Genomic DNA, 24,862 nt, shown 5'->3' on the forward strand with positions numbered 1-24,862 from the left:
ATGAATCGATTCGCCCTCGGTATAGGCTGGCGTATCGTCGGCATCGTTGGCCTTACCGGGGTGATCACGTATTTTTATCTGCAACAGGCAGCCGGTATATTGCTCTTCCCGCTGGTGATTGCGCATATCGTCCTATCGCTCAACCTATACCGATACGTGACGAGCCTGAACCGCAAACTGACACGGTTTCTGGAGTCGGTGCGCTACTCCGACTTCGCCGTAGCCTTTCGCGCCGACAGCAACCTTGGCCCCTCGTTTCACGAACTGAACGACCAGTTCAACGAAGTGCTGGATGCCTTTCGGCAGGCGCGGGCCGAGAAAGAAGCCAATCTCCATTACGTCAATACTATCGTACAGCACGTGAGCGTCGGCCTGCTGACCTTCGACGCCACCGGTCAAGTCGAACTGGTGAACCAAACGGCTCTTCGTCTGCTGGGTATTTATCGTCTTCGCACCCTCAGCGACCTCCAGGCGACCCACCCCGACCTCGCCGATATGCTCCGCTCATCAACTACCTCATCGACGCCCGTGTCGTACCAGACCGGCTCCGATGGCGAGTTGTCAGTTCGCTGCACGGCAGTTCGGTTGCGGGGGCGGCTGGTTACGGTAGCGTCCATGCAGAACATCCGTTCTGAGTTGCAGCAACGCGAACTCGACGCCTGGCAAAACCTGACGAAGGTGCTGCGGCACGAGATCATGAACTCCATCACGCCGATTGTATCGCTGGCGGGCACCATGCGCGACATTGTCGAAACGGACCTGGTGCCGCTTTCGTTGCCAGCCTATACGGGTCAGCAATCCCCGGCTGAATCGGCTTATGTAGCCGAGTCGGTCAACGACCTGCGGGACGCCCTCACAACCATTGAACAGCGCGGGGCGGGTATCATGCAGTTTGTGGATGCGTACCGCCATTTTACGACCATTCCCCAGCCGGTTTTCGCCGATGTGTCGGTGGAGCAACTGGTGCGGAACGTAGCCCATCTGGTTCAGGCCGACGCTCAAAAGCACCAGGTGGCGATCTCGGTATCATCACCCAATCTGGCCATCCGGGCCGATGCCGCCCAGATTGAAATGGTACTGCTGAACCTGATAAAAAACGCGGTCGAGAGTCTGGGTAAAACGTCCAATCCGACTATCCGCATTGAAGCAGAGGCTATGGGCCCCCGCGTCGTTATCCGCATCATCGACAATGGGGCCGGTATCGAACCCGAAGCCCTGGAGCAGATTTTCATCCCCTTTTACACAACCAAGAAAACCGGTTCGGGCATCGGGCTGAGTTTATCGCGCCAGATTATGCAGCTCCACAACGGCCAGCTCACCGCCGAATCCGTACCGGGCGAGGGCAGCACGTTTAGTCTGGTGTTTTGAGGGAATACTGACGTGTATCAGCCCTACTCAACCGAAACAGCTAGGGGAGAAGTGAGTAAAGCAACGGTTACCAACCAGCTCGTAGCAAGCTTTGCCTATCAGGTGTATCTTTACGTTACGCTACTACTGGCGCCCCTGTTTCTAACCTTCCCGACCAAGCACATGAAAAAACGGCTATTAGTTAAAATAAGCCTGTTGCTTATGGCCCTTACCAACGCTGTAAACGTGGTTGTGGCCCAATCGACTCCACCAGCGTCGCTCTCGGTAGGGGCGGCCAAAGTGGACATAACCCCTGCCCTGAACGAACTCAAAAAGCCGTATTTCGGTATCAACGACAACATATACTCCCGGGCGGTTGTCGTCAACAATGGCACGACAACCGTAGCCCTCGTTTCGGTTGATATTGGGGGCATTAACGACGAGATGGCCGACCGTATCCTCGCCAAGATTATGGCCACAGCGGGCATTCCTACCCGAAACATCCTGCTGACCGCCACCCATACGCATAGTGTGCCGTTTGGGATCAGTGGCGACGCCTTTGAGTCTAAAATTGCGAGTGCCGTCAAACTGGCGAAAGATAAGCTGCAGCCCGCCCGGGTCGGCTACGGCGAAGGGGTGTCGTACATTAACGTGAACCGCAATATTATCGACCCCGAAACCCGCCGGTGGTGGGAAGGCCCGAACTACGATGGTCCATCCGACAAAACAGTGGCCGTAGTCACGTTCGAAGCCCTGGACGGCAAACCCATTGCCATCTATTACAATTATGCCATGCACGGGGTTATTTCCGGCATGTTCGATCAGGTTAGCGGGGATGTGCCCGGAGCCACCTCGCGGTATCTGGAAAATAACTTCGATAATGAAGCTGTGGTGCTCTGGTCGACCGGCGCGTGTGGCGATCAAAACCCCATCTACTACCAGCAAACCTACGATTTGCGCGAGATTCGCGTTAAGGAGTATGCCAAACGGGGCATCGACATCAGTAATAAAATGCCTCCCGGTGGCGAAGGACTCGACCGGAAAGACCCGAAAGTGATCAAGTTAATGGAGCAGCAAAAGCAGATGCTGCTGTCGATGGGACAACTGCTGGCTGAGGAGGTGTTACATGTGATGCGAAGCACCAAACGGAAGGTAAGCAACCCAATTATTCAGGCCGATCAACGCATCATCACTTGCCCCGGACGCAAGCGGCTCGACGAGGGCCGGGCGGGTTACGCCGGCACGTATGCCGATGCCGACTCGATTCCCCTCCGGCTGGGGTTCATCCGATTGGGCGATATTGCCCTAACGGCTGTCAACGGCGAAGTGTTCAACCCCATTTCGACCCGGCTGAAAAAAGAATCGCCCTTTGCCAACACCCTGATGACTACGCTGACCAACGGCTATGCCCGCTCAGGATACATTCCTCACGATGCTGCGTTTGGCACCTATACCTTCGAAGTCGTTTCGTCGCGGCTCAAACCGGGTTTTGCCGAAAATGCGATCGTCAACGGCCTGCTCGACATGATGTATGCCAGCCTTCAGCTAAAGCCGTGATGGATTGGGAATGGATAGGCAAAGCGGACTTAATTTTGCCTCTCTCTATGTTTAAGTTACAGTTTTACAGTGAGATGTGGTTTGTCTTATAATGCTCACCTAAAATTTCATTAAGTTCCTGCATGATTACTTTTAAATGGTAATGCTGGAGAAAGTATATATCATAGTGAAACTCCATTGTCTCGCCTTTTATGTCCACTCTTGGTCTTTACGAACAACTCATTAACAAAGTCATTCATGCTAAGCTCTTGGCGCTCGATAAAGACAAATTTTACATTAAAGAAGATGTATTGGATCGGGCCGAGGCAGCTCAATACCTGAGTGCTTATCTTAGTGATATTATCCGGTCGGCGCTCTCGTCATTCAGTGCTGACGATGCCATTGACAAACAAATTGAGTTATCGAACAAGTTAATTCGTCTGCTGCGTGACGAGCTAGCTGATGAGACATTCGATGATGATTTGATATGGGTAGAGGGGCGTATTTTATCCGCAATCTTATCAAAAACTAATGCTTCTTTTACTGATTTCGACAGACATCTACGTGAAATAACTCCCCTTACCCGATTAACACATAGTGAACTGTTTACGGGAAATAACAGCGGCATTTCCTTTGACAGTGAGTTGCGTAAAGAGATTCTTTCTGCTGATGAAATCTGTTTCCTGGTCTCGTTTATTAAATGGACTGGCATTCGAATATTTGAGAAGGAATTACGAGCTTTTACAGATAGCGGTCGACGTTTACGTGTGATTACGACTTCGTATATGGGAGCGACTGACCTCAAAGCTGTCGAGTTTTTGGCTAGTCTAAAGCATACAGAAGTTCGAGTATCTTATAATACAGAAAGCGAGCGACTGCATGCTAAAGCCTACCTGTTTCTTCGTAACACGGGTTTTCATACTGGGTACATTGGTTCATCAAACATCTCGAGGTCAGCCCTAACAAGCGGGCTGGAGTGGAATCTGAAAATAACAACTCAGGAGGTTAAGCACATCATTGATAAATCTCAAAAGACATTTGAAACATACTGGCAAGACAAAAGTTTTGAGCCGTTTAATCTGGCCACAGACACGCTTAAGTTGCAGACGGCTCTGCGCCGTCAACGAGCATCAACGCAGGCAGACATTTCAGTATATTTTGATATTAAACCTCATGCTTTTCAGCAAGAAATTCTGGATCGATTGCAAGCTGAACGGAGCCTGCACGAACGTTTTCGAAATCTGATTGTAGCTGCTACCGGTACTGGCAAAACGGTTGTTTCTGCCTTCGATTATAAATATTATCGGCAGAATAATCAACGTGCTCGGTTATTATTCGTTGCCCACCGAAAGGAGATTTTGGAACAGGCTATGGCTACATTCCGTGGTGTTCTACGCGATGCTAATTTTGGTGAACTTTGGGTAGAGGGAATAATCCCAGATAGTTACGAACACGTGTTTGCGTCTGTTCAGACGCTGAACAATGCGATCGACAAGTTGCCGCTGACCGCCGATTATTATGACTATGTAGTTATTGATGAAGTGCATCATATAGCAGCCACCAGCTATCGGCCAGTATTGCAAAAATTTAGTCCGATCATCTTGTTAGGGCTTACTGCTACGCCTGAGCGGATGGATAATGAAAATATTCTAACTGATTTTTGTAATACAATCGCGGCCGAAATTCGTTTGCCGGAAGCGTTAAATAAAGGTTTGCTGTGTCCGTTTCAATACTTTGGCCTAACCGATGCAGTGGATTTGTCGGATGTTCAATGGCGAAATGGGCGATATGTGCCCGGCGAATTGTCAAAACTCTACACGCGCAACGACCTTCGGGTCGGTCAAATTATTAACCAGTTACAGAAATACGTTAATGATCTTCAGAATGTAAGAGCATTAGGGTTTTGTATCACACAGGAGCACGCACAGTACATGGCTGAAAAGTTTTTGCTGGCTGGGTTAAAGGCTGATTATCTGGTTAGTAGTCGAAGCGAAGGCCGTGCAGAACTTCGTAGTCGCCTTCGTAACAAGGACATCAACTACCTCTTTGTTGTAGATATCTTTAACGAAGGGGTTGATATACCGGAGGTTGATACGCTTTTATTTCTTAGACCCACCGAAAGTTTAACGGTGTTTCTTCAGCAAATCGGTCGTGGCCTCCGTTTATCAGAGGGTAAAGAATGTTTGACTGTACTGGATTTTGTAGGTAATGCGCGGCCTGAGTATAGTTTTGAAGATAAATTCCGGGCATTGGTTGGTCGTACAACTACATCGATTCAGAAAGAAGTTGAAAATGACTTCCCGCATTTACCGCTAGGCTGTTCGATTGTGCTGGAAAAGAAGGCGAAAGACTATGTTCTGCAAAATATACGGGCGGCTACTCAGCTAAACCGAAATCAATTAATCATTAAAATCAGAAATTACCGGCATCAAACAACGCTTCCGCTTACGCTCCGAAATTTTAGTGAACTTAACCACATTCAATTGCCGCTCATTTACCGTCGTGATAAAGATAGTTGGCACCGCCTTTGTGCTGATGCTGGTATACAAGAGAGTTTTAGCGAAGTAAACGAACTGGAAATTGTGCGGGCTATCCGTAAAAAGTGGCTTGCTGGTGGCTCGGTTTCTTATTTTAACTTTATTGAAAGATTGGCCAAACAAGGTTTCAAGGTTGATGTTAAGAGGCTGTCGACTATTGAGCAGCAGTTTTGCCTAATGCTTCACTATGACATCTGGCAACAAGCAGGCGGTTTTGCTGATTTGTCAGAGAGTATACAAGCTGTTGGAAGAAATCCGGTACTGGTTAATGAAATACGTGAGGTTATTTCCCTCTTAACTGATCACACAAATGTCGTGGAGAAGTTAATTGACTTGCCTTACGATCAACCCCTACGAGTATATGGTCGTTACACTCGTGACCAGATTCTGGCTGCTTTTAATATTCATACGTTTACCAGGCGATCATCCTCACGGGAAGGGGTTGTATATTCTCCTGAACTACAGACCGAATTATTATTTGTGACGCTTCATAAAAGCGCGAAAGATTACTCGCCCACAACTCTTTATAACGACTATGCTGTTAGTGAAGACCAATTTCACTGGCAGACGCAGAATCGTGTGTCTCCCAATACCCCAACTGGGCAGAGTTATATTAAGCACCGGGAGCAGGAAAAGCATATTTTGCTATTTGTCCGCGAAGCTAACGAGAATCAATATGGCGCTAATTTTGGCTATGTGTTTCTTGGTAAAGTCAATTACCTCAGTCATGAAGGTGCTAGGCCTATGAACATCAATTGGGGATTAGAGGAAGCATTGCCAGCTTACCTTTGGCACGACACTGTAAAAATGGCAGTCGGCTAAGCTATTTACCTTACGTTAAGAGTTTCTAATTCAGTAGGTTTAAAATGAAATAGTAAAGCAATCACCCCATAGCTTAGAACCTAACCCGTTTATGTTTGATGCTATTGGCTTCACAAAGGCTAAATGTTGCTTACCTATCACACATCACCAGGGCCAGTTGGGGAAATTATGATTAACCTCCGCAATGGCGATAAGTCAGCTGAGTTACTAGCTTATCCAAACGGTCGGAACAAGTTAGTGCGTATCAGCCTTAGCGAGACTCCCCAACAAGGACCGCTGACGCCGGAGTCGTTGCGGGAAACCTTATTATGGCTTAACCAATAGCGTTTAAGCCCGCTTTACTAGCACAGAAAGCTACCGTGATCTTGAAGTAAAGAAAATTTACAGTTTTATAGCCGTTACTGCCTAACCTTAAAAAGTGCATATTTTAAGGTTAGGTACTGTCATCGCCATCAAATTTGAGGCTTACTTATACTAGCTAACCTTAAAAATCACCTTTCTTAAGGTTAGCCCCACCCACAAAAAAAGCGGACGCCTTAACGTCCGCTAACTCCTTTTTTACATACTTCTCTTCACTCTACGCCACCGCTTTGGCAAACATGCCCAGCCGTTCCCGCAGCAAATACCCGCTGATGTCGGTGCGGAGGGTGCCTTGCGAGTTATAGGCTTTTAGCTCCGATGGCAGACTGGCGTATTTGGCCAGCGCGTTGTACCAGGCGGTGCGGTCCATATAGGGGGCCAGCAGGATACGCGCCTGGCTTAATGCCCGGTGCTGCCGGGGCGACCAGATGGGCCGGTTCCGATAAACCGCGCCGTGGCCCGTCAGCAGGTCGGGAAGGACCTGGGGTGGGGCCAGCGGCACCAGCTCGGCCAGTAAATAAAGTCCCAACTCCACATTGAGCAGTCGGTTGGCTACCATGCCGGGTAGCGCGTGCCGAAAGCGCAGCCGGGTTGCCAGCGGCTCCTGCCAGTGAAGAAGACTGGCAATGGCCGGGCGGGTAACACGGGGGGCGGAGAGAAGAGTGTTCATCGTTGTGGTTGTTTACTGTTCCTGTTGTTGAATCAAATTTATTACTACAAGAACGTAACCTTTTTACGTTGTTCTCTTTTTCTCAAAAATAATTGAAATTATTTCCGGGCTTTACTTTCGCCCCTACTTTCACAAAAAACAAAAACAGATGCAGGCAGGTCCGAATAGTTCGCCTGCCTGCATTTGCCAGAAAAAGAACGATAAAGAGTCTCATTACTGCATCGAAAATGCGGCTCTTGGAAAACGAAAAACGCGATACGTACCGTTGTCGTCAATGGTCCAGTTCTCCCACAGGCTGATGACGAACAGCCATTGCGATACGTCGGCCTGGCGGGCTTCGTAGCCACGTCGGCGGAGGGCATTCTTTACGGCCAGGGTAGTCGTACTGCCTTCGGCCAGAATAAGCGAGGTGGCGGTAAACCGCACGACCAGCGGGTCTAGTTTTTTGCGTTGTAATTCCATCTTACGCCTTGATTTTGACAATGTACCGAACCGTACACTGCGCCGGGTTGTACACAATGAATTCGTTCTTCTGCAGGCTGTCCCCCTGTTTGGCAAATACGGAATCGTACTGCGGGCCGAGTTGCTTGAGGGCGTTGCCGTCCAGCTGCATATGGCTGGGCTCGTGTTTCGTCAACTCCAGCTGCTCGCCGACATGGACTTCATAAATAGCCAGATACCCTTCCGAATGCCGACCGTTGGCCCAAACCGAGCCGTTCAGCGAGGTGTAGTTGATCGACTTGCTGAACTGGTCGGCGAAATAGATGCCGTAGCCAAACATCTTGCCCGTAATGACAGCATTGGCCGGACGCAGCAACAGTCCCGTTTTCAGGATAGACAGCCAGTTCTCGCTGCGGCTTCCGTGCCAGAGGGCCATGGTTTTTCGATTCGTCTGTTGACGTAAATAGGCATCGAAAGCGGCATCGGTAGCTGCGTGGCGGACGCTGAAGGCGGCTTCAAACTTGAAAACGTCGGTGCCCATCATGCGCTTGATCAGCGTAATGACATGCGCATCGGTCACTGGTTCGATGGCCAGGTTCAGGCTGTCCAGCAGCGTTGGTTGGGGCTGGGCATCGGAAGTTTCTTCGGGAGCCAGTTCAACCTGACTGCGCATCACATCGAGGGTCGACTGCTCTTCGGCAAGGTGGTCGCGGAGGGGTTGGAGCTCCTCGGCCGACTGGGGGGATGCACCCGCCAGATGCGCCCCCACGTTGCTCATCCGGCGGGGTATAACCTTGAACAGCTCAAGCAGTTTGGCGTTGTAGGCCGCTGTATCCATGTTGACCGCCAGCAGGTCGGCCAGTTCGTCGAGTAGTTGCTGGGCGTTTTCAACCTGTTTGCGGGTTACCTCCTGAGCCGTAACGACATAGTTCTGAAAAATAGACTGCCTGGCTAATTCCAGCAGTCGGGCCATCAGACTCCGAACGGCTGGATTGGCAATGGTGCTGGCATCCGTTTCGAGCCGGGTTTTAGCAAAGAGGTGCGTCTGGTCGGTGTAGCCCTTTGCTTTTTTCTCGCGGACTTTCCGTTCCCACTGCGCCATTGGATGAACCGATTTGCTGCGGAAACCACCTACGCGGCCATAGTGCGCTTCGAAGGTGCCATTTTCCTTCTCCCGCATTTCATAGTATTTGTTGTTGTTCTCGGCCGTTACCATCATGAGCTTCATGGTACGCAGGTGCCGGATTGGCTGGGCAGCCAAAACGGGTTCGGCCGTAGAGGATGTAGGGCGGGCGGTTTGCAGGAGGGCGGCTGGTGCAGACTGCCCCCATACCCGTTGTAACAACTGATTTAGCATGGTCATCGCGAAAAGTGGTCAGGGATGGGTAACAGACCCAGTTGGTACCGGATCAGACCCTGAATGAAGGGTTAGGGTTGAGTTTAAGCCAGCATTTTACGTAATACGCCGAGCCGGTTGCGCGAGAAACCCACGGTCTTCTCGGAGAAATGGCTGTAATCGCGGCTGAGGTCGAAGGCCAGGCGATGGGTTGGCGCAGCGGCATAGGCATCTAAAAGGGCTTCCCAGTGCAGACTATTGGCGAAATGAGCCAGTAAAAGCCGCCCCCGGTTGAGGTATTTCTTTTGTTTGGGCGACAGGCTGGGCCAGCGGGCATCATCGGGCCGGAGTAGGGCCGGTAGCTCCGTGGGCGAAGCAGAAGGCTGTACCTGCTGAAGCAGAAACAGACCCAGTTCGAGGTCAACTAATTGCCGGGTCGAGAGCGACGGGCGGGGCGTGTAAGCCGGGGTGTTTGAGTCGGGACGCTGTGTATGAGTCATGATATAGTCTATGTATTGTCCGGTTCAAAACTATATCCATCAAAACGTAATCTATTTACGGTCTTCTTTTTATTTGAAAAATATTTTTGCCATGTTTGTCCTGCGTCTTATTTATGGCAGCATAAAAATCCATCCGGCAAATGAGACGCAATTCTTTGTGTCGCTACCTATAAAAACATGCCCATAACCCGCTCCGCTTTTCAACGCTACCGGCTCATTGATGAGATCATCAGCCGATACCCCCGCCGGTATTCCAAACAACGGCTGTTTGAAGTCTGCCAGGATAAGTGCGGCATCCGGTCCATTTCGTCGCTCGAAAAAGACATTCAGCGGATGCGCGAAGACCACGACGCGCCCATCGAATATGACAAACGGGCTAACGGCTATTATTACAGCAATCCGCAGTTTCGATTGCTGAACCTAATGCTGGCCCCCGAAGACATGGAAGCACTCGACTACGCCCGAGAGGTGCTGGCCGCTACGCAGGGGGCTACCGTTGCCGATGAACTGACCAATGCGTTGCAAAAGGTGCGTCAGAGTCTGGATATCATTCATGAGGTACGAAGCGACGACCGGGGTGGCCCGGCGGCATCGCGCCGGATTGTGTATGTCGAAGAGAAGATTCTGGGCGGTAATCGTCAGTTTGTGCCGATCCTGATTCGGGCCGTGAACCAGAGCCGACAGGTGGCATTCCGGTATCTCAAATACGAGGATGTGGTGCAGGCCACGAATAAAAAAACACCCCGTAGAGGCAAAGCCCCCAGCGCATCGGTCATTCCGGCCGAACGCCCCAAACTGCGTATCCTTCACCCAATCCTGTTGCGCGAAGTGGCCGACAGTTGGTATGTGATTGGCTACGATGCCGTAAGTGGTGGCGAGAAGACCTTTGCCCTCGACCGCATGAGCGAACTCGAACTCCTGGACGATCCCTGCGATGTACCCCCAGCTATTCTGGCTAACGTGAGCGACCTCTTCGAACACATCTACGGCATCACCGACAGCCACGGGCCGGTCGAGAACATTGTGCTTTCGTTTTCCCCCTTGTTTGGCCAATACGTGAAAGCCAAGCCCATTCACCAGACGCAGGAAGTCCTGAGCGATACCGAAACCGAGTGTGTCGTGCGCCTTCGTCTGGCTCCCAACCGTGATCTGCTCATGCACCTGCGCAGTTATGGCGAACATTTAACGGTGCTGGAACCCGCTAGTCTGGTGCAGGAAATAAAGGCATCGCTGGAGGCAACGCTGGCTCGCTATTCTTTATAAAATAAATGGCACGCGGATCATACAGATTAAGGGGATTACTGAGGATTTAGATCGATGAAGTCCGTTTAATCCGTACAATCGGCGTGCTATATTTACCCATGCACACATTCACCACCATCCTTCAAAAGTTTGACGAGAAAGGCGAGAAAACCGGCTGGACCTACATCGATATTCCGCTCGATGTAACGGAATCACTCAAGCCCGGACAGAAAACGTCCTTCCGCGTGAAGGGTAGCCTGGACGAGTACGCCATTGCGCTGGTTGCTCTGCTGCCCATGGGGAAATCCGGCGACCGCGAGGGTGGCTTCATTATGCCCGTCAACGCCACCATGCGCCGGGGTATTCGCAAAGAAGCGGGTGCAATGGTTCGGGTAACGCTGGCCGTCGACGATTCGCCCATGCCCCTCTCCGCCGATCTGCTGGCCTGCCTGGACGACGATCCGACCGCAAAGGCTTTCTTCCAGACATTAGCCAGAGGCCATCAGGTGTATTTTAGTAACTGGATCGAAGACGCGAAAACAGTAAACACCAAAACCAAACGGCTAATCCAGGCCGTCATGGGGCTAAGCATGGGCCTGGGCTTCGGAGAAATGATCCGGTATTTTAAGAAGTGAAGTTCGGAAGGGAACTGCCTTAAAAGCTCTTTAGACATTTCATTTAATCTATATATACTTTTCTGCTGAAAGCAGAATCTTATCTGTTTTATTAACAAAATTTAAATAAATATAACTTGTAGTTTATAAAATCTAGTATATTTACATGTATTTGATTATACAATAGCCAATAGCCAACCACGAGAGACCTACTGAATCCCGAATTAATTTATACCTAACTCATTCTCACTTCCAGTAGCTGGAGGGCTGGTAACCCATGTCGGTGCAATTGACCGAATAAGTTGGCTGGCAGCTATGTACTCGACTATAGGGCACTTTATAACCAAATGCTTAGCCAATCCATCTAAATTTTTCTATGAAACACCTCTTGTACCTGTTAATACTGGCATTACCCCTTGTTGCCACAGCCCAGAACGATACCCCCGCAGGCGCTGCTCGGGCAACTCGCCCTTTACCACTTTATAAACCTGGTTTTGCGTTGATGCTCTCGGCAGGGTCTACGGGAGGAGGGGTTGCTGTAGGTTATTCGATTAATCGATCAGTTGCCGTGCGGGTCGGGGCAAATCTGTTCAATTACGATGGTACGTTGAAAAGCGGGAAAGACACGGACGACATACAAATTGGTTTCGACTATACGGTTAAGTTGAAGAATGCCGATTTGATGGTTGATCTGTATCCCTTTAAACGGTCGGGGTTCCGGCTAACAGGCGGGGCCTATTACAACATTAATACAGTCACTTTTTTCGGAAAACCAACGAAAGACGTAAAGTTCAACGATACCGTCTTCACGATCGATGAGGTTGGCACGCTGGATGGCAAAGCAGATTTCAATAAGGTGGCCCCTTATGTTGGCTTGGGTTTTGGCAATCCCTACACACGCAAACGACTGAAATTTATGGTCGATATCGGGTTCTTTTATCAGCAATCGCCCCTGGTAACGTTCAGAACAACCGGTATGCTCGAACCCTCGTCCGACCAGGGAGCGGTGATTCAAAAAAATCTTGAGCCGCTCAAATACTACCCTGTTGTGAATCTGGGCCTTTCCTATAAGCTGTAAACACATTTTACATCACCAGTCGTCAAAAGAATACCATGAAAAAAGTTATGCATCAGTCTGTACTTCCTTTCTCCAGGAGTTTACTGCTTGTGGCCGTTCTGGGTATGGTTATGGGCTGCCAGGCCATAAAGGATATCGCCAATGTCAAGCCGTTGGATGGGGTTGTCTATAAACTGAACTACCAGCCTGCCAAAACGCAGGTGCAGGGGTTAGTGCTGGATGCCAAAACAAACGAGCCGCTGCAAATTCCGATTAAAGTGTCTATTCTGGGTAAAGATGCCAGCCGTACGATCACCTTCGCCGGTAAAGCGCAGACCACTTATACAGCTCCGAAAGGGGATCTGTTTATTGGCTTGAAAGGAACAGAGCCGACTGTGTCCGTTCCGGCTGAACTACGGGTGGTTGTTGCCGCCGATGGCTATGTAGCCTCCAGTACCAACCTGACACTCACTAAATCATTGAACAATCCGTTCACCATTCGCTTGGTGAAGCTCGATGCAACGCCAGCGGGCGTAGCTGCTCAGGCTGCCACCGCCACTGCTTCGACATCAGGAGCTTTAACGGCCAGCAAGGTTATTGAGGTTACTGTGCCGGCAACTGCAACAGCATCGTCCCTACCCATAAGTGTCTCGCTGTCGGCAAACACGGTGATGAAAGATGATAAAGGCCAGCCCGTAAAAGGGAATGTTACGGCTTCCGTAGTGGCCTATTCCGGGCAAAGTCAGGATGCTTTGCAAACCTTTCCGGGCGGGTTGTCGGCACGCGTCGTTAAAAATGCCCAGGGAGCCAATAATGTTACCGGTCGTTTTGCTCCGGTGAGCTTCGTGTCGATCGAGATCAGGAATAGCAGTGGACAGATCGTATCGACCTTTAGTCAGCCCGTACTTGTGCAGATGGGAGTGCCTTCGGGTGTTTATAACCCGCAAACCAGACAGACGCTAAAAATCGGTGATAAACTGGAAGTGTACAGTTATAACGAGAATACAGGCGACTGGACGTACGAGCGCAATGTAAATGTGCGTCAGCAAGGAAGCTCGCTGGTTTCCGATGTGCCCATCACGCATTTATCCAGCTATGCCCTGACAACTGAACGACCTGCCGATGCCTGCAGCCCGGCGTTTAAGATTGCTAATCTGCCGGTCAATTATTCGTACGTAGCGGAATTGATTGGCTACAATGGCGACAATCAGGACCAGGCACTTGTTCTCGAGCGGACAGGCGCTCTGTCGGGCGATCAGTTTACGTTGGTACTCGATAATAGTCAGCGCTATGAGGTGGCTATTCTGGACCCGCTGAGTGGTGATGTAATTGGTCGTTCAGGAAAGTTTACGAATGCCTGTAGCGGAGGAGCCAGTGCAGCCGGCACGATTACGATTACACCGCCCAACAACAAAATCAACGCCCACTTTACGGTAAGGGCCGTTTGCGAAAATGGGAAAAATATTGAAGTTTATCCAACCACAACCGTGTACTATCAGGAAGCCGGGAGCAGTTCGTCCGTTAAGGCAGGGGTAACGTTTGTCGATGGCAAAGGAACGCTGACAGGTCTGAAACCCAATACGAATTATACGGCAAGCGTTTACTATGAAGGGGCTTTCTCCGAAAACTTTAACTCCGGACCCGCCGATTCTGACCGAACCCTGACGTACGTTTTGAAGGATAACGTTAGTGTCTGTAATCAGTAACTAACCCACCCGGAAAGCACAAAAAAACTCAACTTACTACCTTAACGGGCGGGAAGTTGAGTTTTTTTGTGCCGGTATGTTTACATACCTGAAAGCGTTCTAATTGAACGGCACTACCAGCTTTAGACAAACATTACGGCCCATGCCGTACATGCCCAGATACCCGTTAGGCGATTGGGTGAAATACTCGAAATACTTCAACCGGCTGAGGTTCGACTGGTAGGCCACATCGAATAGGTTATTGACCTGGAATATGACATGCAACGCGGGCTTGTCCCTGCCAACATGTACCTGGGCATCAGCACCGGCGTTGACGAGGGTAAAGCCTGCCGTGGCTGTTTCCGTGTCGTTCAGGCCCAGAAAGCGATCCTGTCGGGCGTTGTGTTCTATGTCGGCTTTCAGGGTAAGGTCTGATAACCAGGTTCGTTTCAGGGGGAGCGTTTGACTGATGCCGGTGGTCACGCGCAGGGGCGGGATAAACGGCAGGTACTCGCCATTGATGCCCGCGTCCGTAAAGCGGCTGCCCCGGTTGTAGCCGTACACCAACGCCAGACTGTTGTCGAAACTGAAACCCCGCCAGGTGGTGGGGTGCAAACTGAGCTGCGTTTCCAGTCCATACAACTGAGCCGAGGCCTGCTGATACTGGTAGGTTTTATTGCCCGGAACGATTACCACCGGCTCGCCATTGGCATCGACCAACTGCGTCAGGGAGATGTAATTCTGGATGAAGTTGTTAAATACGCTGACGCCGAAATTAATGTTGGGGAAGGTGGCGGTGAGGCCAATGTCCTGTTGCAGGCTGAATTCCGATTTGAAATCACGGTTACCGATGTACACGATACGCGCACCGGGGTCGAGGCCGTTGGAGGCAATTTCCGTAATGCTCGGCGCGCGGTAGCCACGGGCAATGTTTGCCTTCAGGGCCAGTCTGTCCGAGAACTCATAGGTGACGCCCAGACTCATCGAAATACCCGTAAAGGTTTGTTTGAGCTTCGGGAACTGGAGCGTAGCTCTGGTGGTATCCGGCAAAAAAGCGCGTTCATCGAAGCCGGTCTTCGGATCGGTACGTACGTAGAAATCATCGCCGGTGAGGTGTCGGTTGTCGTAACGAAGACCACCGCTCAGGGTGAGTTTGTCGGCCTGGTATTTCAGGAAAACGAACGTGCCCACATCGAAGAGTTTATAATCGGGGATAGGAAAAGCTGTCCCGTTTTTGTTTTTGTTGGATTGCGCCATGCCGTTTACACCCACGGTTGTGGCCAGCCGCCCCATGTTCGGTAAATTATACCGTACGCCATAATTCAGGGTGTTTAGGCGGACGTACAGACCCGGCTGGTCGGGTTGGGTAGGGTGATTGAACTCCCGCCGAACATTCTGCTGGAAAGCCAGTAACATATCGATCTCGCCATTGCCGATCTGGTAATGATTGTTGGTGTGCAGCCGGTAATGCTGAATGTGCTGAATTAACGGGCTAAGTCGATAGGACGACAACTCGCCGGCGGGTACGATGGGGCGGTTCTTGATGTCGTCCAGGTTCGATTCGAACACCTGACGGGTAAACTGACGGGTCAGTGAGTCGCGGCTTCCATCGGGAATACCCTGCAAATTGTCGTAGAGCGATGCCCCGAAACGCGAGTAGCCCCGGTGGCCCGAATAGCCCAGCATGGTAGTAAGCGTACGCTCCGAAAAGCCGGTGTTGTACACCCGCCCGTCCACTTTATTCTGGTAGTTGGTTGCCGCCCGGATGGACCCGCGCATATTCCACGCCCAGCGCGACCCGCCGGAGGCCAGACTGATCGATTCGCCCAGGAGCCGGTTGTTCGACTGGTACTCGGTCACTAAACCTACTTTCAGCTTGCCTTCGGTATCTTTTGGATAAATTGGCATCATGCTCACAACACCCGCCAGGGCATCAGAACCATACATCAGACTGGCGGGGCCTTTGATCACTTCGGCCCGGTCGATGTTATAATTATCGACTTCAACGCCGTGCTCATCGCCCCACTGCTGGCCTTCCTGCCGAACGCCGTCGTAAAGCGTTAACACCCGGTTATAGCCCAGTCCCCGGATAAACGGTTTGGAGATATTGGGGCCGGTTTTTACGGCTGTTAGCCCCGGTGCGTTTTTCACCAGCACGTCGATGATGTTGCTGCTGGTAGTGCTTTCAATAGCCCGGCGGGAGATGGCCAGAATAGCGACCGGGTTCTGTTTCATAAGCGTTCCCCGCGTTACGCCCGTTACCACCACCTCGTTTAAGGCGTTGACGATGGGCAGTAGCGTTACGTCATATACGTTAGTGCCGGGGCTGATCTGCACTGTATCGGATTTGAAGCCAACGCAGGAAACAATCAGGTCGCGCAGCACCGAATCGGCTTTGATCGACAGCGAATATTGCCCACGAGCGTCGGTAATCGCCCCTTTATTCTGACCGACGAGGTTGACGGTGCCGAAGGGAATGGGTTTGCGGCTGTCGGCATCGGTTACCGAACCACGAATAACTCGGCTGGGCGCAGGTTGTGTATAGGCCAATTCGCCGGTTAGCGTCAGGCTAATCAGTAATAAAAATGATTTCATTCAGGGTGTTATCGTTTGGTTGAGTACTCCACAGGAATACAACAGCAGTCACCAATAGAAAAGGTGATGTCTGAAAATCAGAAAATTACCAAACGACGGGAGGGCCCCGACGGGAGAAACAGAAGAAAGAATGGCTGGCGAAAAACGTCCGGAAGCGGGTCCAGAAAACAGACTGCTGCTGACTACGCAGTAGAAACAGAAACGCAAATAATGCACTGACAACAACGGGAAGGCTGGCCGCCAGATCGAGCAGTAAAATCTCCTGGGCCGTGTGCGTATTCGGCAGAATCGGCCCTTTGCCAAACGGCCAGTAGGGGTGAGCGTGGACAATCAGCCGACCATCAGACAACCGGTGCGCATGGCGAAACACCACGCCGTTGAGCCACATGGTCAGAAACAGACCAAATAGCAAACGGGCTACGCGAAACCGATACGAATGGAGCCACTCAATCATCGCTGCGCTGATGAGGTGTTAATTGGGGTGTCAAACTTTCGATCAAATATACATGCAACAGTCTCATCTGGATTTAGATTTTCCTAAAAAAAAGCGGGCAATTGAGTTTGTGGCCGCTGGGGAAAATGTAAGAAATGCGTTGTCTGCTTAGGTTGAGCCGGGTATCGAAAGCGTTTGCCCCCAGGATGTCCGTTCGGCATCGGTCCATAAGTCCGGGAAAAAGATGATCTGCTGCTGCTGGGGCGGCAGATACGACTGCCAGTTGGTGCCGCCCGTTGCCCGAATATCCTGCGGCTCCTTGTGCAGATACTGCACCGCCGACCGTAAATGTGCCAGCTTCCAGCGAACGTTGACCCGCCAGTCGTACTCGCGTAAGGCCGCTGCCAGTTCATCGGTGCTTTCGCCTGCACCGGCCAGGAACAGGTAGCGCTGATACAGGTTTTTGAACTCGTACGCTTCGGCTAATCGGACAAGCTGCGTCCGGTAGTGCTGATCGAACTGGCGAAGCGTGAGTGTCTTCTTTTGCGTGGCGAGTTCGGTAGCACCCCGTTTCCAGTAGATAAATTCGTATAGATCGGAGATATAGGCCGGTTCCTGAGGGACGCCCGTGAGTAGGTTTCGAAAATCGGTCGATACGATTTCAATTTGCCGGAACTGCACCGACTGGAAGCCACTCGACGGCAGCAGTGCCATCCGGAATTTAAGAAACTGCTCACGTTCCATACCCAGGATCATCACGCTGAACGACTCTTCCAGCAAGGTAAAATACCGGTTGATACGCTGCATACGAGCCAGAAAAAACGCGGCAGTCAACGGGTCTGCCTGGGAAATCTGGTCGATTTCGTGCAGGATCAGTTTAAAGTACAGTTCCGTAATCTGGTGGTAGGTCACGAAGATCAGCTCATCGGGATAGGCCGTTTTCGGGTTTTGGAGAGACAGCAGGGTTTCGAGGTGAATGTAATCCCAATAGGTGAGGTAGTCGGCCTGGAGTAAGCCTTCGAGGTAAGACGTCATATCCTGCCCCATGGCGGCAAATTTCTGCTCCAGTTGGTTGAGCTTGTCGGTGAGTGATTCGTGCATGAAGGTGTTGTCTGGAATTGAGCGTAAATGTCGTATCCGGAAAACTTCTTTGCGAACTTTGTACCAACCTTTGCGACCTTTGCAGAGATTCGCCAAAATGGCTCAACAGAATTACGATGACTATAGAAAGCAAAACCATTATTATTTCGGGGGCGTCGCGCGGTATTGGTCGGGCAACGGCCTTGCTGCTGGCTCAACATGGTGCTAATGTGGTGGTTACCGCTCGCAGTGCCGATGATCTGAAGCAACTCGAAACCGACGCCACCGAGGGCCATGTCCGGGGTAAAATTGTTGCCGTTGCCGGTGACGTAGCCAGCGAATCCGACATGGCGGCTGTGGTACAAACCGCGCTGGATCAGTTCGGCCGTATCGATGTCGTGATCAACAACGCGGGTTACGGCGTTTTCAAAAACGTCGATGAAATCACCGTTGAGGAGTGGGATGCGCTGATGGCCACCAACGTGAAAGGTACATTTGTATTAACCAAAGCGGCTCTGCCCACACTGAAAGCGCAGGGGGCGGGTCATATTATCGTCGTCGCTTCGGACGTGGCCAAGCGCACCTTTGCCGGTGGCTCGCTGTACACCGCCAGTAAGTACGCACAGGAAGCCTTTATGGGCGCACTTCGTAAAGAAGTTCGGTCATTCGGAATTAAAGTAACGGGCGTGTACTCGGGCCTTGTCGACTCGCATTTCCACGAAAAAGGCCACGGCCACGAAACATCGAAAGGCTGGCTGCAAAGCGAGGACATGGCCGAGTCGATGCTGTTCATTGTGAGCCGCCCCGCCCACGTGGTCATCGACGAGTTCATGGTGCACCCGCTGGTGCAGGAGTATTAGTTTTTTGGGAGAAAAGGGAAAAGGTGGAGAAGTGGGACGAAGGGGAACTTCATCGCACTCCTCCCTTTTTTGCATTATTGGGCTTGCCTTTTCAGAATTTCCCGCTCAAAAAATTCGCGCTGCTCTTTTGGTAATTCATAAAGGGCTTTGTTCTCCTTACCAAATACTACCCGCCGATACGTAGTGACGTAGGTCGAAATAATCTCAAATCCAGCGCGTCCTTGTAGACAGCTCTCTAACTCGATGAGTTCGGGTTCGGTAGCGGTTTGGGTTTGTAGGTATTTTGTGATCGTGTCTGATAGACGGATGAGTACAAAGTCGTTGACTAAATCTAGTTCAACAGCTCTTAGTAGGGATTTAATCGCTTGAATATATTCTCTTTGTTGAGCATAGGATGTACCTAAAAAATACCAAGCCCAATCAAAATCGGGTTTTAAGCGAATAGCTTCTTGTAGTGCCTTAATGGCTTTAAAATGATCGTCTTGATCGGCGTAAGCAATGCCCAGACTACTCCATGCCATTTCATAATCTGGTTTTAGTTCAATCGCTCGTTGGTAGGCATTGATTGCTCGAATAGGATCATGTTGTTGTGCATAAGCGTTACCTAAAAAATGCCAAGCCATCTCGGAGCTAGGTGTAAGTTGCACAGCTTTTTGATGAGCAGTAATGGATTTGATGAAATCGCCTTTTTGAGCGTAAGCAATTCCTAGGTGATACCAAGCCCAATCAAAATTGGGTTTTACATCGACGGTTTTTTGCCAAGCATTAATAGCTCGTTCATAATCACTTGTTCTGTAGAAACTGACACCTAAACCATACCAAGCCCATTCAGAGTCAGGTTTTACTTCAATTGCTTGTTCATAAGTGATAATAGCTTTTTCATAATTACCCTGCTCTATATAAGAATCACCTGTTTCTATTAATTCCTGAGCTTCTATTTCTATATCCTTATGAACAATTCCCAACTCCTCCTGCACCTTCAAGGCCCGATCACGAGCCTCTATCTCATAATATAGTTTCTGCTTTTTCAGTGGTTCTATTTCGCTTTGATACATACCTTCAAAGCGTTCTTTTTGAGTCTTAATCTCATCATAAGAATAATACAGTGCCAAAAAATCAATAAACAAAGCTGTAACACCTTCGCGCTGTTCGCCAATTTCGATGGCAATGCGTAAGAGTGGTTCCGATACGTCGTAGAGTTTGTTACGCTTGTCCGTCGGATCGGGGAGGGCGTCAATCAGGTGTTGGCGTTGGAGTTCACTGAGTTGTTTGGTGAGCGATGTGGTGGCGATGAAGCAGTTCTTACCAATGTCGGTGCCTTTTTGCGGGATTTTTGCGAGTGCCAGATAGTATAAAATCTTCTGCTGTTGGGCGGGCAAAAACCGAATGAACGTCTCGTAATAAGGCTTAAGGTCGTTCATGGTTTTCATGAAAATCACGGAGAGGTCGGCTAAGCTGTCGGCTTTCAAAAATTCATAAAACGTGACTAAAAGCCGGTGGTTTCCTTTCACCAACTCATGGATAGCCCGCACTTGCGCCTGCCCTTTTCCGGCCAAATGCTCGATCATGGTCGGATTATTCTCAATCTGAGCAAGGCTTCTTAATAACTCCAGCGACTCCTCATAGGTAAGTTTTTTAAGCGTGATTGTGGAGAAGAAACCGTAAAATGGGCGGTCTTCCCGGCCTAGGTCAGGGCTGGTAGCTTGAGAAGTCGCAATAATGCTGATTCGGTTATGCCTGTAAAGCCAGGCCCGAAGTTTCGACTGGCCATCCTTATTTAAGGCCTCCAGAATAGAATCAAAATTTTCGCTTAAAATTAGTAGAGGCTTGTCGCCAACATAGTCGCTGATAATAGTTTCGGCTACATACTCCTGGCGGCTTTCGGGGGTCTCGCGCAGGATGTTCAGTTGGGTTTCCAAGGTTGCCCGGTCGGCATCGTACCAGCGCATAAACGCGTTAATGACGCGAATCAGGAAGTCGAGATAGCCGGAAATACCATACTCTTCCTCGGCAAAGTAAGAGACAACAATGGCCCGTGATTGCACCAGCTCGTTTACCCGGTAATAAAGCACCCGAAGCATGTGCGTTTTGCCTGCACCGCGAGGTCCTACGATGAACACCTGATGGTTTACGCCGTTTTGTGCAATTTCCCGCACATACTGCTCCAGTAAACTTACCGTCTTCTGGCGGCCTATCAGCATTTTTTCCAGAATGTCGGGCTTAACGTTTTTAGCGCCGAAACTCAGAAATGTACTGATGCCTTTGTTTCCTATGCTTTGTTGAGTTTCCACCACTGTTTAATGAGGTTATATTTGAATTGGTAGTGTCTTGCCCCGTTCTCAATTTTTCGAATCAGATATTGTTCTTTCCATAATGTTTCCAAAGCATCCAGGAGCTGTGCTTTATTGTCTGTTACTATATGCTTTTGCAGGTCGTTTTCGGATGTAAAGTCAGCCTGATTCGCTAACTGGTTTAATATCGCAATCATCCGTTCAGCTTTTTGAGACTCGTAATAAATGCCAATTTGCTGGTATAATTGGTTAAACACCTTTGCTTCATCCGGGTCGTTCAGTAGGCTCTCCTGAGATTTACTAATCGTACTGTCGCTTATCTCACCGTTATGGTGCGACTGAATAAGCTGGAAAATTGTGTTGATATAAAAGGGTAAGTTTTCGGCGAATCGGTGAATGCGCTGATAGAGTTCAGTAGCATCACTTGGATATGTAAAACCAGATAGGGCCAGACATTGACATAAAAATAACGCGTCTGCGTCATTCATGGGGTCTAACCGAAACGATTTTGTATCGTTAAAAGGCTCGCCCGTGTAGTTATGCTTCCGACGTAGCCGATCCAAGACAACTTGCATACCAACTGAGCCACAAACCACAAATCGGATGTGTCCTTGCTCTTTCAAATCAATGCGCAAATTCCGGAATAAGTCCAGGAGTTCGATGGCATCCTGTGATTTGCCATTTTCCAGCCAATCCCAGAGCATTACGGGAAACTCATCAAGTACTAATGTCAGCATTTCACCATCTTTTCGGGTACGAGCTGCTAAATCTTTGATACAAGCAGTTAATGCATCCTTCCATTTGGTTTTAAATTCAGGAAGCTTAAACGTGACTTCCTGAATTTTTACCTCCGTGGGCTTAAACGTATTGTACAGATTTTTTATACCATGCCATCCAACCTTAAGTATGCCTAATCTTTCTTTTTTGCGTAGTGTATCCAGTAAAACATCCGTTAGTTCAGTAACGTCTTTCACCCCTTGAAGCATAAAATAAATCACCTTGTTAGGATCATCATTTGCTACACTGAGGTATTCCAATTTCTGAACCAGCAACGTTTTGCCCATACGCCGAAACTCTTCTATGGTTACGCTTTGGGCTATAAGTAGTGTGCCTAGTTGTTTTAGTTCTCTATCACGCCCAACTATTTTGTCAGGTGGAATTGTGCCAACGGTAGGGGAAAGTAAATATGGGTTCATAAAGCTTTATCTATTGCTGTTCAAATGTAAGACAAATGTATCGTAAGATAGTTTTATCTTGAGATAATTTCATCTTATAATAATTCTTCTTTTTAAATAGGAGAAAGAGTAATCTTCTCCGCCTGCCTTCTTCACTGTAAGAAAAAAGATCAATAGAAAATGAAGGTTGCCATAACCGTATTATTTTTTGCGCTTGTTAGTAGTCACATGTTTGCTCAATCGGGTAAACCCAACCTGGCTACCAAGCGGTATTTTGGGCTTCACTTCGATTTTCATGCTGGCCAGAATGACTCGTTGATTGGTCGAAATCTGTCGGCAAAAGGCCTTGATTCGTTGCTGGCGGCCGTCAAGCCCGATTTCATCCAGATCGACTGCAAAGGGCATCCAGGCGTGTCGAGTTATCCCTCAAAGGTGGCCAATGCGACCGTGGCCCCGCATATTGTTAAGGACCCCCTGGCCTTCTATCGGGCCGTTACCCGAAAGCATGGCATTGGGTTATACCTGCATTATTCGGGTGTGTACGACGATGCTGCACTGGCTAAACACCCCAGCTGGGCAGCCGTAAAAGACGACGGCACTCGTAACACCTCGAAAACATCTGTCCACGGTCCCTACGCCGATTCACTGTTAATTCCGCAACTTAATGAACTGGCCGACTATGGTGCCGATGGCGTGTGGGTCGATGGGGAGTGCTGGGCAACGGTGCTCGACTACTCGCCATCGGCTCTGGCGAAGTTCCGGGCTGAAACGGGTAGCCAAACGGTGCCCCGGTCGGCTAAAGACGCGAACTATGGAGCTTTCAACGAGTTTGCCCGGCGGTCGTTTGTTCAGTACATCGGGCATTATGTCGATGCAGTTCATCGCCACCAACCCACATTTCGGATAGCGTCGAACTGGGCCTATTCGTCCATGATGCCGGAACCCATCACAACAAACGTTGATTTTCTGTCGGGCGATCTAACGCCGAGTAACAGCGTAAATTCGGCCGCGCTGGAAGGACGGGTCATGGCCGCACAGGGTCAGCTTTATCGAAAACCCTGGGATTTGATGTCGTGGAGTTTCTGGTACGAGTTTAATCCCGTCCAACGCCAGGGCGATCAGAAGTCGGCGGTGCATCTGATGCAGGAAGCCGCCGAAATCATTGCCCTCGGCGGTGGTTTTCAGGCTTATTACCAGCAAAGTCGGGATGCCGCTCTGCCCCGACGCGAACTGCCTGCTATGACTGCGTTAAGTCGATTTGTCCGGGCAAGGCAACTCTACTGCGAGGGTAGTACGCCCATACCGCAGATTGCCGTTTTGTATGCCAACACGACTGTTCGGGCGTTCAATCAGTCGTTGTTCGGGAATGGGCAAACGCAGCGGATCAACGGCGTGCTGACCGCGCTTCTGGATGCACAACTGCCGGTCGAAGTGCTGTCGGAGCATCACCTGCGGGGGCGCCTGAATCAATATCCCGTCATTGTGGTGTCGCAGCAGGATTCGCTCGACCCGGCCTTCCGGCGTGAATTGCTCGACTACACCCGCCAGGGTGGTCATCTGTTGCTGATTGGTGCCAAAACAACCCGGTCATTTGCCGATGAACTGGGCGTTGTGCCAATGCAGGAAAATTCAGGTAGTCCGAAATGGGTTCAGCATAACGGCGCGTCCATTGTGCTGACCGGCCCGTTTCAGCCCGTGCGCATAACGGGTAAAGAGACAAAACCCATCGGTACGTTTCTACAATCGGAAGCGGGTGGCCCGGTGCCGGGAGTAATCGCTACAGAAACGCAGTTTGGCCGGGGGAAATTAATGGCTGTATATGCTGACTTAAGCCGGGATTATGAGAAACACCAATCCAGCCGACTGCGTGATTTTATTGCATCACTCACTCGCCCATTACTAACCAGTCCGGTGGCTGACGTAAGTGGTTCGCATCTGGTACACGTTGTCCTGAACCGGCAACGCGACCGGCTCGCCCTGAACCTGATCAACACGGGGGGGCATCACGCCAACCCGCAGGTATTTACCTACGATGAAGTGCCGCCCCTAACCAACCTCACCGTTCGGCTTCGCCTGGACAAGAAACCCCGGCGTATCGTTCAGCAACCCGAAAACAGAGTGCTGCCTGTTCGCTATGACAAAGGCGTTGCCACCCTGACCGTACCAGAGCTGGCGTTGCATTCGGTTTTGGTAGTGGAGTGAGGTTAATGTTGCTGGCGAGAGTATTTACCGCACGGGCTGCCCCGGCGTGCCTTTTTATTGGGCCAGCCGGTCCGGCGTT

The 24,862-nt window shown here is 50.2% G+C and carries 18 protein-coding genes; 9 read left to right on the forward strand and 9 right to left on the reverse strand.

The annotated features are described in order from the left end of the window. The 3 genes from ACYVJM_RS13280 to ACYVJM_RS13290 all read left to right on the forward strand — a co-directional run bounded on the left by ACYVJM_RS13280 (nt 1) and on the right by ACYVJM_RS13290 (nt 6,242). A complete protein-coding gene (locus tag ACYVJM_RS13280; protein ID WP_461148729.1) occupies nt 1-1,368 on the forward strand; it encodes a sensor histidine kinase in 1,368 nt (455 codons plus the stop codon). A 51-nt stretch (nt 1,369-1,419) separates the two neighbouring features. Next, the gene (locus ACYVJM_RS13285; RefSeq protein WP_461148730.1) at nt 1,420-2,904 is read left to right on the forward strand and encodes a neutral/alkaline non-lysosomal ceramidase N-terminal domain-containing protein; all 1,485 of its coding nucleotides are present in this window, start codon (nt 1,420-1,422) and stop codon (nt 2,902-2,904) included. A 191-nt stretch (nt 2,905-3,095) separates the two neighbouring features. Next, nucleotides 3,096-6,242 carry a DEAD/DEAH box helicase gene (locus ACYVJM_RS13290; protein WP_461148731.1) on the forward strand — a complete coding sequence of 1,049 codons (3,147 nt, stop codon included), beginning with the start codon at nt 3,096-3,098 and terminating at the stop codon, nt 6,240-6,242. A gap of 577 nt (nt 6,243-6,819) precedes the next feature. On the opposite strand, the gene ACYVJM_RS13295 is transcribed toward ACYVJM_RS13290, so the two are convergent. The 4 genes from ACYVJM_RS13295 to ACYVJM_RS13310 all read right to left on the reverse strand — a co-directional run bounded on the left by ACYVJM_RS13295 (nt 6,820) and on the right by ACYVJM_RS13310 (nt 9,549). After that, nucleotides 6,820-7,272, reverse strand: coding sequence for a pPIWI_RE_Z domain-containing protein (locus ACYVJM_RS13295; protein ID WP_461148732.1), 453 nt, complete (start codon nt 7,270-7,272; stop codon nt 6,820-6,822). A gap of 213 nt (nt 7,273-7,485) precedes the next feature. Beyond that, nucleotides 7,486-7,734 (reverse strand): hypothetical protein, encoded by a 249-nt coding sequence (locus ACYVJM_RS13300; RefSeq protein ID WP_012929052.1) that lies wholly within the window; start codon nt 7,732-7,734, stop codon nt 7,486-7,488. Nucleotide 7,735: 1 nt separating this feature from the next. After that, a complete protein-coding gene (locus ACYVJM_RS13305) occupies nt 7,736-9,076 on the reverse strand; it encodes an ADP-ribose polymerase (RefSeq protein WP_461148733.1) in 1,341 nt (446 codons plus the stop codon). Nucleotides 9,077-9,153: 77 nt separating this feature from the next. Beyond that, a complete protein-coding gene (locus tag ACYVJM_RS13310; RefSeq protein ID WP_461148734.1) occupies nt 9,154-9,549 on the reverse strand; it encodes a pPIWI_RE_Z domain-containing protein in 396 nt (131 codons plus the stop codon). Nucleotides 9,550-9,726: 177 nt separating this feature from the next. Between ACYVJM_RS13310 and ACYVJM_RS13315 the strand changes: the two genes are divergently transcribed. The 4 genes from ACYVJM_RS13315 (at nt 9,727) to ACYVJM_RS13330 (ending at nt 14,168) form a co-directional block, all read left to right on the forward strand. Next, the gene (locus tag ACYVJM_RS13315) at nt 9,727-10,812 is read left to right on the forward strand and encodes a helix-turn-helix transcriptional regulator (protein ID WP_461148735.1); all 1,086 of its coding nucleotides are present in this window, start codon (nt 9,727-9,729) and stop codon (nt 10,810-10,812) included. A gap of 98 nt (nt 10,813-10,910) precedes the next feature. After that, nucleotides 10,911-11,426: a DUF1905 domain-containing protein gene (locus ACYVJM_RS13320; RefSeq protein WP_461148736.1), complete on the forward strand. Its 516-nt coding sequence runs from the start codon at nt 10,911-10,913 to the stop codon at nt 11,424-11,426. A 355-nt stretch (nt 11,427-11,781) separates the two neighbouring features. After that, entirely contained in the window at nt 11,782-12,483 is a 702-nt protein-coding gene (locus ACYVJM_RS13325) for a hypothetical protein (protein ID WP_461148737.1), read from the forward strand. Nucleotides 12,484-12,518: 35 nt separating this feature from the next. Continuing rightward, nucleotides 12,519-14,168 carry a fibronectin type III domain-containing protein gene (locus tag ACYVJM_RS13330; protein WP_461148738.1) on the forward strand — a complete coding sequence of 550 codons (1,650 nt, stop codon included), beginning with the start codon at nt 12,519-12,521 and terminating at the stop codon, nt 14,166-14,168. A 99-nt stretch (nt 14,169-14,267) separates the two neighbouring features. On the opposite strand, the gene ACYVJM_RS13335 is transcribed toward ACYVJM_RS13330, so the two are convergent. The 3 genes from ACYVJM_RS13335 to ACYVJM_RS13345 form a co-directional block, all read right to left on the reverse strand. After that, entirely contained in the window at nt 14,268-16,742 is a 2,475-nt protein-coding gene (locus tag ACYVJM_RS13335; protein WP_461148739.1) for a TonB-dependent receptor, read from the reverse strand. Nucleotides 16,743-16,827: 85 nt separating this feature from the next. Then, nucleotides 16,828-17,196, reverse strand: a complete 369-nt coding sequence (locus ACYVJM_RS13340) for a hypothetical protein (protein ID WP_461148740.1) — start codon at nt 17,194-17,196, stop codon at nt 16,828-16,830. A gap of 147 nt (nt 17,197-17,343) precedes the next feature. Continuing rightward, nucleotides 17,344-18,276 (reverse strand): tryptophan 2,3-dioxygenase family protein, encoded by a 933-nt coding sequence (locus ACYVJM_RS13345; protein ID WP_461148741.1) that lies wholly within the window; start codon nt 18,274-18,276, stop codon nt 17,344-17,346. 116 nt (nt 18,277-18,392) lie between these two features. Here ACYVJM_RS13345 and ACYVJM_RS13350 point away from each other — a divergent pair, with 116 nt between their 5' ends. Further along, a complete protein-coding gene (locus ACYVJM_RS13350; protein ID WP_461148742.1) occupies nt 18,393-19,115 on the forward strand; it encodes an SDR family oxidoreductase in 723 nt (240 codons plus the stop codon). Nucleotides 19,116-19,189: 74 nt separating this feature from the next. Here ACYVJM_RS13350 and ACYVJM_RS13355 read toward each other — a convergent pair whose 3' ends face one another. Continuing rightward, nucleotides 19,190-21,406 carry a tetratricopeptide repeat protein gene (locus ACYVJM_RS13355; RefSeq protein ID WP_461148743.1) on the reverse strand — a complete coding sequence of 739 codons (2,217 nt, stop codon included), beginning with the start codon at nt 21,404-21,406 and terminating at the stop codon, nt 19,190-19,192. Further along, complete coding sequence (locus tag ACYVJM_RS13360) at nt 21,385-22,602, reverse strand: ATP-binding protein (protein ID WP_461148744.1); 1,218 nt, start codon at nt 22,600-22,602, stop codon at nt 21,385-21,387. The genes ACYVJM_RS13355 and ACYVJM_RS13360 overlap by 22 nt, the downstream gene beginning before the upstream one ends. A gap of 207 nt (nt 22,603-22,809) precedes the next feature. Between ACYVJM_RS13360 and ACYVJM_RS13365 the strand changes: the two genes are divergently transcribed. Then, nucleotides 22,810-24,783, forward strand: a complete 1,974-nt coding sequence (locus ACYVJM_RS13365; RefSeq protein WP_461148745.1) for an alpha-amylase family protein — start codon at nt 22,810-22,812, stop codon at nt 24,781-24,783. Nucleotides 24,784-24,862 lie beyond the last annotated feature (79 nt).

This window comes from Spirosoma pulveris, from assembly GCF_054781875.1.

Bases quoted from the DNA above. Each gene is read 5' to 3' on its own strand.
- ACYVJM_RS13280 (WP_461148729.1), top strand. From the start codon at position 1: ATGAATCGATTCGCCCTCGGTATAGGCTGGCGTATCGTCGGCATCGTT.
- ACYVJM_RS13290 (WP_461148731.1), top strand. From the start codon at position 3,096: ATGTCCACTCTTGGTCTTTACGAACAACTCATTAACAAAGTCATTCAT.
- ACYVJM_RS13295 (WP_461148732.1), bottom strand. From the start codon at position 7,272: ATGAACACTCTTCTCTCCGCCCCCCGTGTTACCCGCCCGGCCATTGCC.
- ACYVJM_RS13300 (WP_012929052.1), bottom strand. From the start codon at position 7,734: ATGGAATTACAACGCAAAAAACTAGACCCGCTGGTCGTGCGGTTTACC.
- ACYVJM_RS13305 (WP_461148733.1), bottom strand. From the start codon at position 9,076: ATGACCATGCTAAATCAGTTGTTACAACGGGTATGGGGGCAGTCTGCA.
- ACYVJM_RS13310 (WP_461148734.1), bottom strand. From the start codon at position 9,549: ATGACTCATACACAGCGTCCCGACTCAAACACCCCGGCTTACACGCCC.
- ACYVJM_RS13315 (WP_461148735.1), top strand. From the start codon at position 9,727: ATGCCCATAACCCGCTCCGCTTTTCAACGCTACCGGCTCATTGATGAG.
- ACYVJM_RS13320 (WP_461148736.1), top strand. From the start codon at position 10,911: ATGCACACATTCACCACCATCCTTCAAAAGTTTGACGAGAAAGGCGAG.
- ACYVJM_RS13325 (WP_461148737.1), top strand. From the start codon at position 11,782: ATGAAACACCTCTTGTACCTGTTAATACTGGCATTACCCCTTGTTGCC.
- ACYVJM_RS13330 (WP_461148738.1), top strand. From the start codon at position 12,519: ATGAAAAAAGTTATGCATCAGTCTGTACTTCCTTTCTCCAGGAGTTTA.
- ACYVJM_RS13335 (WP_461148739.1), bottom strand. From the start codon at position 16,742: ATGAAATCATTTTTATTACTGATTAGCCTGACGCTAACCGGCGAATTG.
- ACYVJM_RS13340 (WP_461148740.1), bottom strand. From the start codon at position 17,196: ATGATTGAGTGGCTCCATTCGTATCGGTTTCGCGTAGCCCGTTTGCTA.
- ACYVJM_RS13345 (WP_461148741.1), bottom strand. From the start codon at position 18,276: ATGCACGAATCACTCACCGACAAGCTCAACCAACTGGAGCAGAAATTT.
- ACYVJM_RS13350 (WP_461148742.1), top strand. From the start codon at position 18,393: ATGACTATAGAAAGCAAAACCATTATTATTTCGGGGGCGTCGCGCGGT.
- ACYVJM_RS13360 (WP_461148744.1), bottom strand. From the start codon at position 22,602: ATGAACCCATATTTACTTTCCCCTACCGTTGGCACAATTCCACCTGAC.
- ACYVJM_RS13365 (WP_461148745.1), top strand. From the start codon at position 22,810: ATGTTTGCTCAATCGGGTAAACCCAACCTGGCTACCAAGCGGTATTTT.